Genomic DNA, 13,598 nt, shown 5'->3' on the forward strand with positions numbered 1-13,598 from the left:
GCGGCTGGAAGGGCCGGCTCGCGCCGGTCAGAATGCCTGCCTTAGAGCATATTCAGCGCGAGTTGAACGGCTTTCCGCGCCTAGGAGGACACCGGGCGCCGGGGACGCCCGCCGTGCTGGACGGCAGAGGGCCGGAACGCCTGCGCGGCAAGGGGCCGGCGCCGCGGGGCGGGCACTGCGGGGCCCGGCGGCGAAGTCCGCCCGGGAGGCTTCACATCGCCGATTTTTCAGGTAGGTTGCGGATTAATCTACTAATCACGTTGACAATGAGTGAATTGATGACCGTCGCGGTGAGCATCGAGCATGTGGGCAAGAATTTCGGCAGCGGCGCGCCGGCGTTGTCGGACATCTCGCTCGACGTGAAGCCGAGCGAGCTGGTGGCGCTGCTCGGTCCCTCCGGATCGGGGAAGACGACGCTTCTGCGCATCGTCGCCGGGCTGGAGCAGCCGAGCCACGGGCGGGTGCTGTTCAACGGCGAGGATGCGCTGTCGGTGCCGGTGCGCCGGCGCGGCATCGGCTTCGTGTTCCAGAACTACGCGTTGTTCCGCCACATGACGGTGGCCGACAATATTGCCTTCGGCCTGCGCTCGCGGCCGCGCGGCGAGCGGCCTTCGGAGCCCGACATCCGCAAGCGGGTCGCCGATCTGCTGGCGCTGGTGCAGCTCGAGGCGTTCGGCGGACGCTTCCCGGCACAGCTCTCCGGCGGCCAGCGGCAGCGGGTGGCGCTCGCCCGCGCGCTGGCCATCGAGCCGAAGGTCCTGCTTCTCGACGAGCCCTTCGGCGCGCTCGACGCGCTGGTGCGCAAGGAGCTGCGCAAATGGCTGCGCGAGTTGCACGACCGCACCGGCCATACCACGCTGTTCGTCACCCACGACCAGGAAGAGGCACTGGAACTTGCCGACCGGGTGGTGGTGATGGGCAAGGGCAAGATCGAGCAGGTGGGCACGCCGGACGACGTCTATGACCGGCCGGCTTCGGCGGCGGTGTTCGGCTTCATGGGCGAATCCAGCCGCATCGAGGTCGAGGTGAAGGACGGCACCGCCTTTGCCGGCCACACGCCGATCGCGGCGCCGGTGGCGCCGGTGCCGGACGGGCCGGCGCTGATCTATGTGCGGCCGCACGACATCGCCATCGGGCTGGCCGGCACGCCGGGCCTGCCGGGCGTGGTGCGCGGCTTCCGCCGCCACGGCGCCATCCGCCGGCTGGAGCTGGCGGTGGGCAGCGCGCATTTCGAAGCCGATATCGCCCCCAGCGTGCGGGTGCCGGTGGGCGAGAAGGTCGCCGTGCGGCTGGAGCGCGCCCGGCTGTTCGCCGATGGCGTGCCCGGCACCGATTGCCGGGCTCCTTCGGCGCACCAGACCGGCGATTACGCGATCTGAGCGCGGCTGCCTTCGCTGGTCCTCCCGCCTTCGGGGGAAGGGGCCGCGAAGCGGGCCGGTGATAGGAGACATCGGGAGCCGCCGAAGACCCCTCACCCCAACCCTCTCCCCGTCGGGGAAAGGGAGCGGGTCGCCCCGCCAATCACCGCGGGCGCATCAGCCAGACGGACTCATGTGCCGGCTTCAGGCCCTTCAAGCCGTCCTTGAGCTCGTGGCGGCCGGCCTGGGTGAGGTGGTAGGCGACACCATAGTGGCGCCGTACCTCCGCTTCCGGTACCGCGAAAGGCGGGCCGACCAGCAGCGACGGGTCATACTCGACGGCGATGAGCAATTGCGGCGCGGCGCGCGTGAGATGGACGAGATGGCCGGCATAACGCCCGCGCATCGCCTCGGGCAGGGCGACCAGTGCCGCCCGGTCATAGATTGCGGCGACCTCGCCAAGCGCGTGGTGATCGAGATCGAAGATATTGCCGACGAACACCGTCAGCGCTCCGGCGTCGAAGCGCTCCAGCGGCCCGACCGGGGTGATGTGCGGCGTCAGGCCGAGATCGGCGAATAGCTGCTCTATCGCTAGCCGGCTAAGCTCGGCGCCGGTGACGGCGTAGCCCTGTGCGAGCAGCCAGCCGATATCGCCGGTCCTGCCGCAAAGCGGCAGCAGCAGCCGCGCCCCGGCGGGGAGGTCGAGAGCGGGAAGATAGCGCCGCAGCAAGGGGTTGCCTTCGGCCTCGTGAAAGGCGGTCTCGCCGCGTTGCCACTTGCCGTGCCAGAACTGCTCGTCCATAGCCATGCGCCTTTCATTGTCCGAGCGCGGCATCATAGCCGCCGGCCGGCGCTTGCCTAGGCCGGCCGGCCGGCCGGCACGGGCCGGGGGCGGGGTGCTGTGCCGGCAATGGGGGAGCCGGTGCAGGCCGATGCGGCGTGGTGCCGGGGGCGCCGCCGCGGCTAGTCCGTGCGGCGGAGGAAGGCGCCGAAGGCGCGCGGGCCGTCCGCCACCTCGATATCGGCGACCACCCCGAGCGTGCCGGTGTCGATGACGCTCAGTGTGTTGGCCTCCCAATTCGCCACATAGACGAAGGCGCCGTCGCGGCTGGCGGCGATGCCCTCCGGATAGTCGCCGACCGGAATGGTGGCGACGGGCTGGAGCGTGCCGGTGTCGAACACGCTGACCGTCGAGGCGTATTGATCGGTGACGAAAGCGCGGCCGCGGGCGAGGGCCACCGCATAGGGGCGCTGCCCGACCTTCACCGTGCCGACCAGCTTGCGGGCGGCGATATCGATGACGCTGACATCGTCGGAGCCGACATTGGCGGTGTAGGCGCGGGTGCCGGCAGCATCGACCGTGATGCCGAAGGGCCGGGTGCCGACCTGGACCGAACCGGTGCGCGCGAGGGTCGAGGTGTCGATGAAGCTGACGGCGTCGGAATCGCGGTCGGCCGAGAGCAGGAGCTTGCCGTCCGGCGTGACGGCGAGGCCGGAGGGGGACTGGCCCACCTGCACCTCGCCGGCGACGGTGCCGCTGGCGGCGTCCACCGCGACGACGCGGTGCTGGTACCAGTCCGCCACATAGGCCGGGCTGCCGGAGGGATGCACGGCGACGCCGAGCGGGCCGCCGCCGACCTCGACGCGGTGCTCCACCGTGCGGGCGGCGGCGTCGAGGATGGTAAGCACCTTGCCGTCCGGCGAGGTGACGAAGGCGCGGGCGCCGTCCGGGCTCACCGCGATGCCGGCCGGCTTGCCGGGGATCTTCAGGGTGGCGACCACCCGGCGCGTGTCGAGATCGACGATGGACAGCGTCTCCGCCGGCTGCGAGGTGACGAAGGCCTCGTCGGCACGGGCGGGGACGGCGAGGAGGAGGGCGGCCAAGGCAGCGCCGGCGAGCCTCTCCCGCTGGAGAATGGGGCGCCGCGCGGCAGGTGTCCGGCCGGCAGGCGTGGAGGCACGGCACGGGATCAGAGATGATGGGGTTTTCTTCACGCGGGCGACTTCCGCTGATCGGGGGGCTTCACGTGGTCATAGCCGGGCTCGCTCCGGCCCTCGCGGCCTTGATGGGAAGACGCGAACCCGGCGAGGCACGATGTATGCGTGGAGTGTCGGTCATCCCGGACGGACGCCGGGCCGATCCGGGATCGTGCGAACAGGGAAAGGAAACACTGCGGAGACTGGCTCGTCCTTGGCTTTGGTCCGGCACAGTGCCTCCACCACCATGGCCGGGCTCGATCCGGCCATATATCCGTCCGCGCGGTGCTGCGCGTAAAGGTGGGATCTCCGGGTCAGGCCCCGCGGATGAGGAAGGTGGCATCACGAGCGCGGGCACCGGAGCGAGCCCGGCTCTCCGGCTTCGCCCGAGCCCATCCGGCGCTCGCCAAGGCGAGACCCGAGGGGCGGGACGACGGCGCGGCGGAGACGCGGCAGCCGGACAGGACAGGCGGCCGCCGGCCGTCTTTCGGCCGGAGGCCGGCTCCGGCAAAAGACGGCGCGCTTTCCCGAAGCCGTCTGCCTCAGCTGCCGCTCTCGATCTTCTTCTTCAGGTTCTCCAGCCCGGCCTTGTAGAGCCCGGTCACGGCGGCGATGGCGGCCTCGTCGTTCAACTCCGGCGGCGGGTCGTTGTTGGGATAGCCGCGGTAGAAGGCGCCGCGCCACTCGACCTTCGACTTGGCGCCGCCGTCCTGCGGCGTCACGACCAGCCAGGACGAATAGTTGGTGACCGGCAGCACCTTCACGTCGACCTTGTCGATCCGGTACATCAGGGTCATCTTTTCGGGTTCGAGCTTGGCGACCTCCTCCTCCACCGTCGCGCCGCCCTTCAGCGTCAGGGTGCGCTTGGCGCCGGCGGCGCTGCCTCCGGTGCCTTCGGTCTTGTCGACCACCGGGATCCATCCGCCGTCCTGGAAATTGCCCACCACCGCCCAGACCTTGGCCGGCGGGGCATTGATCTCGATGGTCTCGCTGACCTTCTGCCGGGTCGGGCCATGCGCCTGCGCCCCGGAGGCGGCGACGGCGAGGGAGGCGGCGGCCATCGCCACCGTGAACAGTTCGAATTTCATCACTTCCATCCCGGAGCTGTTGACCTTGCGGACTTTTCCCGTCCGTTGCCGACAGTCTAGGAGCGGAATCGACGTTCGTGAACTCTTTTGCGCGGCGAAAATGTCGCGGGCGAATTCTTAGAGATTTCTAAGAGAATTCTTTGAGAATCTTAAGGAATGCCGTCCCGAACGCCTCCAGCTTGGCGGCGCCGACGCCTTTGACGCCGGCGAGCTCGGAGCGGGTGCGCGGGTGCTCCACCGCCATCTCCTCCAGCGTGCGATCGGCGAAGACGACATAGGCCGGCACGCCGCGCTCGGCGGCGAGCTCGCGGCGCAGCGCTTTCAGCTTCGCCAGCAGCGAGGCCTCGGCGGGAGCCAGCTCCGGCGCCTCGGCGCGGCTGGAGCGGTCGCGCTTCACCTTGGAGGGCGCGCGCAGGGTGAAGGCACGGGTGCCGGCGAGGATCGCCTTGCCGTGATCGGTCAAATTGAGCGCGCCGAAGCGCTCGACATCGGCATGCAGCGCGCCGGTGGCGACCAGCTGGCGCAGCAAAGCGCGCCACTCGGTCGCAGGTCGGTCGGCGCCGGCGCCGAAATCGGCCAGCCGGTCATGGCCGCGGCCGCAGACCTGATCGGAGCGCTGGCCGGTGACGACGCTCGCCAGATAGGCGGCGCCGTAGCGTTCGCCGGTGGCGCGGGCGATGCGCAGCACCAGTTCGGCCTGCCGGGAGGCATCGACCACCTTGGGCGGGTCGCGGCAGACGTCGCAATGGCCGCAGGCCTTCGCCCGCTCGCCGAAATAGCCGAGCAGCACCGCGCGGCGGCAGGTCACCGCCTCGCAGAAGCCGACCAGCGCGTCGAGCCGGCGCGCCTCCACCAGCTTGCGCTCAGGGGCGGATTGCTCCTCGTCGATGAAGCGGCGGCGGGTGGCGATGTCGCCGCCGGAATAGAGCAGATGCGCCTCGGAAGGCTGGCCGTCGCGGCCGGCGCGGCCGATCTCCTGGTAATAAGCCTCGAGGCTGCCCGGCGCGTCGGCATGCAGCACATAGCGCACGTTCGACTTGTCGATGCCCATGCCGAAGGCGACGGTGGCCACCATCACAATGCCGTCCTCGGCGAGGAACGCCTCCTGATGCGCGGCGCGCTGCTCCGGCGACAGGCCGGCGTGATAGGGCAGGGCGCGGATGCCGGCGGCGACGAGACGCTCGGCGGTCTCCTCCACCTTCTTGCGCGAGATGCGGTAGACGATGCCGGGCACGCGCGGGCGCGCCTTCACATAGCTCTCGATCTGGCGGGCGGGGTCCTTCTTCTCTTCGAGGCCGATGAAGATGTTCGGCCGGTCGAAGCCGGAGACGAACACCCGCGCCTGCCCGCCGAACAGCCGCTCGACGATGTCGCCCTGCGTCGCCTTGTCGGCGGTGGCGGTGAGCGCCACCAGCGGCACGCCGGGGAAGATCTCGCGCAGCCGGCCGAGCTGGAGATATTCGTTGCGGAAGGAATGGCCCCATTGCGAGATGCAGTGCGCCTCGTCCACCGCGACGAGGCCGAGGGGGAGGCGTTCAAGCGCGGCGAGCATGCGCTCGGTCATCAGCCGCTCGGGCGCGAGGTAGAGCAGCCGCACCTCGCCTGAGGCGACCCGGCGCCAGATGGCGACATTGTCCTCGCGCGACTTGCCGGAATGGATCGCCTCGGCGGCGACGCCCTGCAGCTTCAGCGCGTTCACCTGGTCATCCATCAGCGCGATGAGCGGCGAGATGACGACGGCGAGGCCGCCGACGACCAGCGCGGGAAGCTGGTAGCACAGCGACTTGCCCGCTCCCGTCGGCATCACCGCCAGGGTCGGCACGCCGGCGAGCACCGCGTCCACTACTTCCTGCTGGCCGGGACGGAAGCGGTCGAAGCCGAACACCTGCTTGAGGATGGCGGTCTTGCGCGCCTCGACCTCGCGCGGAAGCGCGTCGGAAGCGGCGGAAGGAGTGTCGGCAAGGCGGCTGGCGGCGCTGTTCATGCGTGACGGGTGCCGGCGAGGCTGGAAACGGCAGACAAACTCTGGACGGCCGTGGCGGCGATGGACATGGTGCGGCCTCCTGCCGGTCTTGAGAGAATCAGTGCGGATGGCGCCGGAGCTCACCCTCGGTTTAACCCTAGTCGCGCTGCTGTTCGAGGCCGCTTTCGGCTATCCCGCCTTCTTGCTGCCGCGCCTCGGCCATCCGGTGATGTGGGCGGGATGGCTGATCGGCTTTCTCGACCGCAGCCTGAACCTCGACGGCGACCCGCCGGGCGATCGCCGCTTCGCCGGTCTCGTCTCGTTGGTGGTGGTGCTGCTGGTGTGCACCGGTGCCGGACTGGCGGCGCAGAAGCTGTTGCTGCTGCTGCCGATGGGCTTCGTCCTCGTCGCCCTGCTCGGCTCGACCCTGCTGGCGCAAAGGAGCCTGCACGACCATGTCGCACGCGTGGCCGAGGGCCTCGATGCCGGACTTGCCGAAGGGCGGGCGGCGGTGTCGCTGATCGTCGGGCGCGACCCGGACGCGCTCGACGAGGCCGGGGTGTCGCGGGCGGCGATCGAGAGCCTGGCGGAGAACTTCTCCGACGGCATCGTGGCGCCGGCGCTGTGGATGGCGATCGGCGGGCTGCCGGGCATCTGCATGTACAAGGCGGCGAACACCGCCGACAGCATGATCGGCCATCGCACCGAGCGCTTCATCGATTTCGGCCGCGCGGCGGCGCGCTTCGACGACCTGATCAACCTGCCGGCCTCGCGGCTGGCCGGCGGGCTGCTGATCGCGGCGGCATTGCTGATGCCGGGCGCCTCGGCACGGGGGGCGTGGGAGGCGGTGCGGCGCGACGCGCGGTTCCACAAATCGCCGAATGCCGGCTGGCCCGAGGCGGCGCTGGCCGGCGCGCTCGGCCTCGCGCTCGCCGGGCCGCGCGTCTATCACGGCCAGCTGGTGACGGACGGCTTCATGGGCACCGGCGGCCGGCGGGACTGCACGGCAGCGGATATAAGGCGGGCGCTCGCGCTTTACCGGATCGCCGATGCGCTGCTGATCGCGCTGGCGGGCGCGGGGGCGGCGGCGTTCTGGGCGATATGAGGCGAGGGGCTGCGGGCGTCATGGAAATGCGCCGGTTCGGGGCGTCCAATGGGTCTTTCGCAACAGGAGGACGCCATGACGAAATTCGCGCTTTACGTGCCGCTGAAGGCCAAGCCGGGCAAGGAGAACGAGGTCGCCGACTTCCTGCGTTCCGCGGTGCCGCTGGTCGAGGCCGAGCCCGGCACGATGAGCTGGTACGCCATCGAGGAGGGGCCGGGCTCCTTCGCCATCTTCGACACCTTCGACGACGAGGACGGCCGGCAGGCGCATCTGAACGGCCAGGTGGCGGCGGCGCTGATGGCCAAGGCGGACGAACTCCTGGAGACGCCGCCGCGGATCCACAAGATCGGCATCCTCGCGTCCTCGCGGAAATAAGCGGGGCCTTCCCGGGTGTTGGTCATACCGGATGGCCGACCGGCCGATCCGGGATCGTTCTCCGAATTGAGAGCGATCCCGGCCTTCCGCCGCGCGCCCGGTGGGATGACGAAGGGGGCGGCGTCGATGATGCTACCCGCTCCGCGCGATCTCCAGAAGCCGGTCCAGATTCACATGAGCGGCGAGGTGATCGGCGAGGGCGTCGAGCGCCGCTTCCACGCCGGCCTCGTAGTCGAGCACGCTCGCGGGGGCGCCGAGGCGGGCAAGCCATTGCGAGCGCTGGGCATCGTCGGCGAACAGGCCGTGCGCGTAGGTGCCGACGACGCGGCCATCGGCCGACATCGCGCCTTCCGCACCCTCGCCATCGATGCGGGCGAAGGGCCGGGCGCGGTCGGGGCCTTCGGTGACGCCCATATGCATCTCATAGCCGGTAAAGGCGGTGCCGTCCGAGCTGACGCCGGTGATCGGGCTCAGGCGTTTCTCGGCGGTGAGCACGGTGTCCACCGCCAAGAGGCCGAGGCCGGGCACGCGGCCGGCCGGTCCCTCGATGCCGGCGGGGTCGTCGATGGAGCGGCCGAGCATCTGGTAGCCGCCGCACAGGCCGAGCACCCGGCCGCCACGCCGTACATGGGCGGCGAGATCGATGTCCCAGCCGGCGGCGCGCAGCTCGGCGAGATCGGAGATCGTGGATTTCGAGCCGGGCAGGATGACGAGATCGACGTCGCCGGGCAGCGGCTGGCCGGGGCGCAGGCGGATCAGCTCGACGGCAGGCTCGGCCCCCAAGGGGTCGAGGTCGTCGAAATTGGAGATGCGCGGCAGCAGCGGCACGGCGATGCGTAAGCGCGCGCCGGGCTTCGATGCGGGGGGGGCATCGAGGGCGAGCGCGTCCTCGGCGGGAAGGCGGCGGGCATCCTTGAAGAACGGGATGAGGCCGAGGCCCTCCCATGCGGTGCGGCGCGCGATCTCATCCATGCCGCTGGCGAAAAGCGCCGGGTCGCCGCGGAAGCGGTTGACCAGGAAGCCGCGGATCATCGCGGCGTCCTCCGGAGCGATCACCGCCTTGGTGCCGACGAGGCTGGCGATGACGCCGCCGCGGTCGATGTCGCCGATGAGGATCACCGGCACGCCGGCGGCACGGGCGAAGCCCATATTGGCGATGTCGCCGGCGCGCAGATTGATCTCCGAGGCGGAGCCGGCGCCTTCGACCAGCACGAGGTCGGCCTCGGCGCGGAGCTTGTCGAAGCTGGCCAGCACCGGCGCCATGAGCTCGGGCTTGAGCTTCTGGTAGTCGCTCGCGCGGGCGTTGCGCCATGCCTTGCCCTGCACGACGATCTGGGCGCCGGTCTCGCTCTGCGGCTTCAGCAGCACCGGGTTCATGTGCACGCTGGGCGCTATGAGCGCGGCGCGCGCCTGCAGAGCCTGCGCACGGCCGATCTCGCCGCCGTCCTGTGTGACGGCGGCGTTGTTCGACATGTTCTGCGGCTTGAAGGGGCGCACCCTCAATCCTTGGCGGGCGAAGGCGCGCGCGAGGCCGGCGACGATCAGCGACTTGCCGACATCCGAGCCGGTGCCCTGGAACATCAGGGCGGGGGCGGTCATGACCGCCCACCGCCAGCCGCCGTCAGGCGCGGCGACCTTCCAGATAATCCACGCGGCGCTCGAGATTGGCCTCGCGCACCATGCCGGGGGTCAGGAACAGATCGACGATCTGGCCGATGCCGAGCAGGCCGACAGTGAGCAGCCACAGCGCGCCGGTCCAGTAGCGGCCGGCATAGAAGCGGTGGATGCCGCAGACCCCGATGAGGCCGAATAGCCAGAAGAGATAGGCAACGGGCGTCGAGCGCATGGACGCGCAACTCCATCTGATGACCACGCCGCGACATCCGGCGTCCCCATGCAGATAGGGATGACGTAGCGGGATTTCGAGAGGGCATCAGAATTCGATGCCCTTCTGCGCCTTCACGCCGGCCTTGAAGTGGTGTTTCACCAGCGTCATTTCGGTGACGAGGTCGGCGGCCTCGATCAGCTCGGCCTTGGCGTTGCGGCCGGTGACCACGACGTGAAGGTCCGGGCGGCGCTGCCGCAGGACGTCGACGACCTCTCCGGGCGGCAGATAGTCGTAGCGCAGGGCGATGTTCAGTTCGTCGAGGATGACGAGGTCGACGGACGTGTCGGCCATCAGCTCGCGCGCCTTGTCCCACGCGCGGAGGCAGGCGGCGATGTCGCGGGCCTTGTCCTGCGTCTCCCAGGTGAAGCCCTCGCCCATGGAGTGCCACGCCACGCGGTCGCCGAACGCCGCCAGGGCGTCGCGCTCGGCCGAATGCCAGGCGCCCTTGATGAACTGGACAACGCCGACGCGGCTACCGTGTCCCAGCACGCGCAGTGCGAGGCCGAAGGCGGCGGTGGACTTGCCCTTGCCGGCGCCGGTGTGGACGATCAGCAGGCCCTTCTCCAGGGTCTTTTCCGCCACCTCGGCATCCTGCACCGCCTTGCGCTTCGCCATCTTCTCGCGGTGGCGCGCGGCCTCCTCGGGGGAAAGGTCGGTCATCATTTTACCTTTACCGGAATGCCGGCGACCACCAGGACGACCTCGTCGGCCAGCGCGGCAAGGCGCTGGTTGAGCCGGCCCTGGGCATCGCGGAAGCGGCGGGCGAGGGCGTTGTCCGGCACGATGCCGAGACCGACCTCGTTCGACACCGCCACCACCGGCCCGTCATGGGCGAGAAGCTCGGCCTCGAGGATCGCCGAATCGAGATCGGCATCGGCGGCGGCCAGCATGCGGTTGGACAGCCAGAGCGTCAGGCAGTCGATCAGCACCGGCGCGCCGGACGGCAGGGCGCCAAGCGCGCCGGCGAGATCGTGCGGCGCGTCCAAGGTGACCCAGCCTTCGCCGCGGCGGGCGCGGTGCTGGGCGATGCGCTCTTCCATCTCGGCGTCATAAGCCTGCGCCGTGGCGACATAGTACCACGGCGCAGGAGCGCGCTGCACCAGCGCCTCGGCGTGGCTGCTCTTGCCGGAGCGCGCGCCGCCGAGGACGAGGGTAAAGGGCATGTCGGTTCAGGCCGTCCGATTCACGCCGCCCGCGCCGAGGCGCGGACGCAGCCAGCCGGAAAGCCCGCCGAGCAGCACCCAGAACAGGAAGCTCACCGCCACCGAGGCGACGACGAAGCTGTGGTGCAGGCTTTCCGGGATCGGGCTGTCATGGCTCTCCGGCTGCGGCGCGCCAATGGCATGCGGCGCCAGGATGATGAGCACGCCGAGCGCCGCCAGCAGCGGCGAGCGGCCATAGACCAGCAAGGCGAGGCCGATGGCGGTGGCCGCCGCGGTGCCGATCCACCACAGTTGCCGGGCCATCAGGTCGGCGGCCGGCATGGCCGGCAGCTCCGGCGGCAGGCCGAGGCCGGGGGCGAGCGTGAACACCGCGAAGCCGGCGAGGCCCCACAGGATTCCCTCGCGCCAGGAGGCGAGGCCGCCCTTCAGCTCGGTGGCGGCGACCAGCAGCAGGCCGAAGCCGAAGGCGGTGAGGACGGTGGCGAGCACGGTGTAGGCGTTGCGCTCGAAGCCGTCGGCCGGCCCCCATTCCTCACCGTCGCCATGGGAGTGTGCCGGCGTCGCCGCCCCGTGGCTGTGCGCCTCCGTGGCGTGGGCATCGGCGGCGTGAGCATCGACGGTGGCGGCCGCCTCGCCGCCCTCGAAGGTCTCGGCCTTGAGGATCAGCGGCACGGTGGTGAACAGGTGCACGGCGGCGGAAGCCACGCCGGTGGCGATGCCCGCCACCAGGGCGACGAGCAGGATTGTCCTGAACAGAGACATGGAAGCCCCCGTCAGTGGCAGGGGAAGGCGACGGCGTGGCGTACGTCGTGCGCCGCATTGTGCGCAGCGGCGATGTGGGAGAAGCCGACGCCGCCGACCACGAACGCGCCGAGCAGCGCGGCGAAGGTGATGGCGAGCGCGCGGGACGCCGGGGTCTCGACGGCGGCGGAAGGGGCGGCGGCGGACTGCGACGGAAGGTTCAGGCGATTCATGGTCGTCTCCTTTTGCCCTCCACCCGAGGGCCAGGGGTGATGTCGACGGCCGGTCTCCTGGCTTGCGGGTCGTCGCCTGTCCCTCCGCCTTCCCGGCGCGAACGCCAGTGGCCAGTAGAGGTGGGCTCGCCGCTCACAGTTGCGGGGGCAGCCGCGGAATCGACCCTGCCCGAAGGCCCGGTCCCACCGCGTTCCCGTCTTGCGTCCCGTGCCCATCACGGGAACCGCCGACTGGCACCAACTATACCGGCAGTCGAGGTCTCCGCAATGCCTGCGCGTTGACATTCCCCCCTCGCGCTCCTTTAGTGGCCGCGACCGACGGTTTCCTCCCTCACCGGGAGGGACGAAGAGGGAATGCGGTGCGCCGGCCCGGCAACAGGACGGCAATTCCGCGGCTGCCCCCGCAACTGTAAGCGGCGAGCCCGAGCCAACGGCCACTGGAGCGATCCGGGAAGGCGGCAAGGGCCACGACCCGCGAGCCAGGAGACCTGCCGTCGGTTCGGTCGTGCGTGCCGGCGGGGTGCCCGGCAGGCGGGTGACGTCGCCGGATGCCCGATTCCGGCGGCTTGCGCGGGAAGATTCCCGCGGCCGGCGTGCCCCGAACCTTGCAACGCCGCCGGAGACGCCGCCATGACCGCTGAAACTGCTTCGCTCGCCCGGGTGCCCTGCACCATCGTCACCGGCTTCCTCGGCGCCGGGAAGACGACGCTGATCCGCCACGTGCTGGAGAACGCCAAAGGCAAGCGCCTCGCGGTGATCGTCAACGAGTTCGGCGATGTCGGCATCGATGGCGAGATCCTCAAGGGTTGCGGCATCGAGACCTGCCCGGAGGAGAACGTCGTCGAACTCGCCAATGGCTGCATCTGCTGCACGGTGGCCGATGATTTCGTGCCGGCGCTCGATGCGATTCTCTCGCGTTCGCCGCGGGTCGACCACATCCTGATCGAGACCTCCGGCCTCGCGTTGCCCAAGCCGCTGGTGCAGGCCTTCCACTGGCCGGCGATCCGCAGCCGGGTCACCGTGGACGGCGTGGTGGCGGTGGTGGACGGCGAGGCGCTGGCCTCCGGCCGCGTCGCCCACGACCATGACGCGCTCGCCGCGCAGCGGGCGGCGGATGCCTCGCTCGATCATGACGACCCGATCGAGGAAGTGTTCGACGACCAGATCGCCTGCGCCGACCTCGTGGTGCTGACCAAGGCCGACCTGATCGACGCCAACGGCGCCCTGCGGGCGCGGGCGGCGCTCGACGCCGAGCTGCCGAAGGGGGTGAAGGTGGTGAACGTGACCGGCGGCCGGCTCGACCCGGCGGTGTTGCTCGGCCTCGGGGTGGGGACCGAGGACGACATCGCCAACCGGCGCACCCATCACGACGACGAGGCCGAGCACGACCATGACGATTTCGACAGCTTCGTCGTCGAGGTGCCGGAGATCGCCGATCCGGCGGAATTTTCCGCGCGGGTGGCGCGGGCGGCGGCGGAGGCCGAGGTGCTGCGGGTGAAGGGGTTCCTCGCGGTGGAAGGCAAGCCGATGCGCCTGCTGGTGCAGGCGGTGGGGCCGCGTGTCGAGCATCATTTCGACCGCCCCTGGGCCGCCGGGGAGCGGGCCGGGCGGCTGGTCGCCATCGGGCTGAAGGGGCTCGACCGGGCGAAGGTGGAGAGCATCCTCGCCGGCGAGCCGGCGGTGGCCTGAGACAGATCGGCCCGCGGC

Annotated in this window: 14 protein-coding genes and 2 riboswitches; of the genes, 4 read left to right on the forward strand and 10 right to left on the reverse strand. The window is 70.5% G+C overall.

Going from position 1 to position 13,598, the window contains the following annotated elements; genetic code table 11:
- The first annotated feature begins 278 nt into the window (after positions 1 to 278).
- Entirely contained in the window at positions 279 to 1,379 is a 1,101-nt protein-coding gene (locus tag J2X65_RS04735) for a sulfate/molybdate ABC transporter ATP-binding protein (RefSeq protein ID WP_310198740.1), read from the forward strand.
- A gap of 142 nt (positions 1,380 to 1,521) precedes the next feature.
- On the opposite strand, the gene tmpT is transcribed toward J2X65_RS04735, so the two are convergent.
- The 4 genes from tmpT to recQ form a co-directional block, all read right to left on the reverse strand.
- Positions 1,522 to 2,166 (reverse strand): thiopurine S-methyltransferase, encoded by a 645-nt coding sequence (gene tmpT, locus J2X65_RS04740; RefSeq protein ID WP_310198743.1) that lies wholly within the window; start codon positions 2,164 to 2,166, stop codon positions 1,522 to 1,524.
- A gap of 155 nt (positions 2,167 to 2,321) precedes the next feature.
- Positions 2,322 to 3,242, reverse strand: a complete 921-nt coding sequence (locus tag J2X65_RS04745; RefSeq protein ID WP_310198746.1) for a YncE family protein — start codon at positions 3,240 to 3,242, stop codon at positions 2,322 to 2,324.
- Between the two features lie 635 nt (positions 3,243 to 3,877).
- Complete coding sequence (locus J2X65_RS04750; protein WP_310198749.1) at positions 3,878 to 4,423, reverse strand: SRPBCC family protein; 546 nt, start codon at positions 4,421 to 4,423, stop codon at positions 3,878 to 3,880.
- A gap of 127 nt (positions 4,424 to 4,550) precedes the next feature.
- Positions 4,551 to 6,407, reverse strand: coding sequence for a DNA helicase RecQ (gene recQ / locus J2X65_RS04755; RefSeq protein WP_310198753.1), 1,857 nt, complete (start codon positions 6,405 to 6,407; stop codon positions 4,551 to 4,553).
- Between the two features lie 106 nt (positions 6,408 to 6,513).
- Between recQ and cbiB the strand changes: the two genes are divergently transcribed.
- Both cbiB and J2X65_RS04765 read left to right on the forward strand, forming a co-directional pair.
- Positions 6,514 to 7,491: an adenosylcobinamide-phosphate synthase CbiB gene (gene cbiB, locus J2X65_RS04760; protein ID WP_310198756.1), complete on the forward strand. Its 978-nt coding sequence runs from the start codon at positions 6,514 to 6,516 to the stop codon at positions 7,489 to 7,491.
- Between the two features lie 75 nt (positions 7,492 to 7,566).
- Positions 7,567 to 7,866 (forward strand): antibiotic biosynthesis monooxygenase, encoded by a 300-nt coding sequence (locus J2X65_RS04765; protein ID WP_310198759.1) that lies wholly within the window; start codon positions 7,567 to 7,569, stop codon positions 7,864 to 7,866.
- Positions 7,867 to 7,998: 132 nt separating this feature from the next.
- Here J2X65_RS04765 and J2X65_RS04770 read toward each other — a convergent pair whose 3' ends face one another.
- From J2X65_RS04770 to J2X65_RS04795, 6 genes are all read right to left on the reverse strand, one after another.
- Positions 7,999 to 9,465, reverse strand: a complete 1,467-nt coding sequence (locus J2X65_RS04770) for a cobyric acid synthase (protein WP_310198762.1) — start codon at positions 9,463 to 9,465, stop codon at positions 7,999 to 8,001.
- 22 nt (positions 9,466 to 9,487) lie between these two features.
- Positions 9,488 to 9,712 carry an NINE protein gene (locus J2X65_RS04775; RefSeq protein WP_310198765.1) on the reverse strand — a complete coding sequence of 75 codons (225 nt, stop codon included), beginning with the start codon at positions 9,710 to 9,712 and terminating at the stop codon, positions 9,488 to 9,490.
- A gap of 87 nt (positions 9,713 to 9,799) precedes the next feature.
- Positions 9,800 to 10,414 carry a cob(I)yrinic acid a,c-diamide adenosyltransferase gene (gene cobO, locus J2X65_RS04780; protein WP_310198768.1) on the reverse strand — a complete coding sequence of 205 codons (615 nt, stop codon included), beginning with the start codon at positions 10,412 to 10,414 and terminating at the stop codon, positions 9,800 to 9,802.
- Positions 10,414 to 10,917: a bifunctional adenosylcobinamide kinase/adenosylcobinamide-phosphate guanylyltransferase gene (cobU, locus tag J2X65_RS04785; protein ID WP_310198771.1), complete on the reverse strand. Its 504-nt coding sequence runs from the start codon at positions 10,915 to 10,917 to the stop codon at positions 10,414 to 10,416. Before cobU ends, cobO begins: the two co-directional genes overlap by 1 nt.
- A gap of 6 nt (positions 10,918 to 10,923) precedes the next feature.
- Positions 10,924 to 11,679, reverse strand: a complete 756-nt coding sequence (locus J2X65_RS04790) for a CbtA family protein (RefSeq protein WP_310198774.1) — start codon at positions 11,677 to 11,679, stop codon at positions 10,924 to 10,926.
- 11 nt (positions 11,680 to 11,690) lie between these two features.
- Positions 11,691 to 11,891: a CbtB-domain containing protein gene (locus J2X65_RS04795; protein WP_310198777.1), complete on the reverse strand. Its 201-nt coding sequence runs from the start codon at positions 11,889 to 11,891 to the stop codon at positions 11,691 to 11,693.
- 29 nt (positions 11,892 to 11,920) lie between these two features.
- A riboswitch (cobalamin riboswitch) is annotated at positions 11,921 to 12,135 on the reverse strand.
- Positions 12,136 to 12,193: 58 nt separating this feature from the next.
- A riboswitch (cobalamin riboswitch) is annotated at positions 12,194 to 12,402 on the forward strand.
- Positions 12,403 to 12,521: 119 nt separating this feature from the next.
- Here J2X65_RS04795 and cobW point away from each other — a divergent pair.
- Positions 12,522 to 13,580: a cobalamin biosynthesis protein CobW gene (cobW, locus tag J2X65_RS04800; RefSeq protein ID WP_310198780.1), complete on the forward strand. Its 1,059-nt coding sequence runs from the start codon at positions 12,522 to 12,524 to the stop codon at positions 13,578 to 13,580.
- The last annotated feature ends 18 nt before the right edge of the window (positions 13,581 to 13,598 follow it).

Origin of the sequence: Ancylobacter sp. 3268, assembly GCF_031456575.1 — a bacterium.
In the GTDB taxonomy this organism is placed as follows: Bacteria; Pseudomonadota; Alphaproteobacteria; order Rhizobiales; family Xanthobacteraceae; genus Ancylobacter.

Bases quoted from the DNA above. Each gene is read 5' to 3' on its own strand.
- cobW (WP_310198780.1), top strand. From the start codon at position 12,522: ATGACCGCTGAAACTGCTTCGCTCGCCCGGGTGCCCTGCACCATCGTC.
- J2X65_RS04775 (WP_310198765.1), bottom strand. From the start codon at position 9,712: ATGCGCTCGACGCCCGTTGCCTATCTCTTCTGGCTATTCGGCCTCATC.
- J2X65_RS04765 (WP_310198759.1), top strand. From the start codon at position 7,567: ATGACGAAATTCGCGCTTTACGTGCCGCTGAAGGCCAAGCCGGGCAAG.
- J2X65_RS04790 (WP_310198774.1), bottom strand. From the start codon at position 11,679: ATGTCTCTGTTCAGGACAATCCTGCTCGTCGCCCTGGTGGCGGGCATC.
- J2X65_RS04795 (WP_310198777.1), bottom strand. From the start codon at position 11,891: ATGAATCGCCTGAACCTTCCGTCGCAGTCCGCCGCCGCCCCTTCCGCC.
- cobO (WP_310198768.1), bottom strand. From the start codon at position 10,414: ATGACCGACCTTTCCCCCGAGGAGGCCGCGCGCCACCGCGAGAAGATG.
- cbiB (WP_310198756.1), top strand. From the start codon at position 6,514: ATGGCGCCGGAGCTCACCCTCGGTTTAACCCTAGTCGCGCTGCTGTTC.
- cobU (WP_310198771.1), bottom strand. From the start codon at position 10,917: ATGCCCTTTACCCTCGTCCTCGGCGGCGCGCGCTCCGGCAAGAGCAGC.
- J2X65_RS04770 (WP_310198762.1), bottom strand. From the start codon at position 9,465: ATGACCGCCCCCGCCCTGATGTTCCAGGGCACCGGCTCGGATGTCGGC.
- tmpT (WP_310198743.1), bottom strand. From the start codon at position 2,166: ATGGCTATGGACGAGCAGTTCTGGCACGGCAAGTGGCAACGCGGCGAG.
- J2X65_RS04750 (WP_310198749.1), bottom strand. From the start codon at position 4,423: ATGAAATTCGAACTGTTCACGGTGGCGATGGCCGCCGCCTCCCTCGCC.
- recQ (WP_310198753.1), bottom strand. From the start codon at position 6,407: ATGAACAGCGCCGCCAGCCGCCTTGCCGACACTCCTTCCGCCGCTTCC.
- J2X65_RS04735 (WP_310198740.1), top strand. From the start codon at position 279: ATGACCGTCGCGGTGAGCATCGAGCATGTGGGCAAGAATTTCGGCAGC.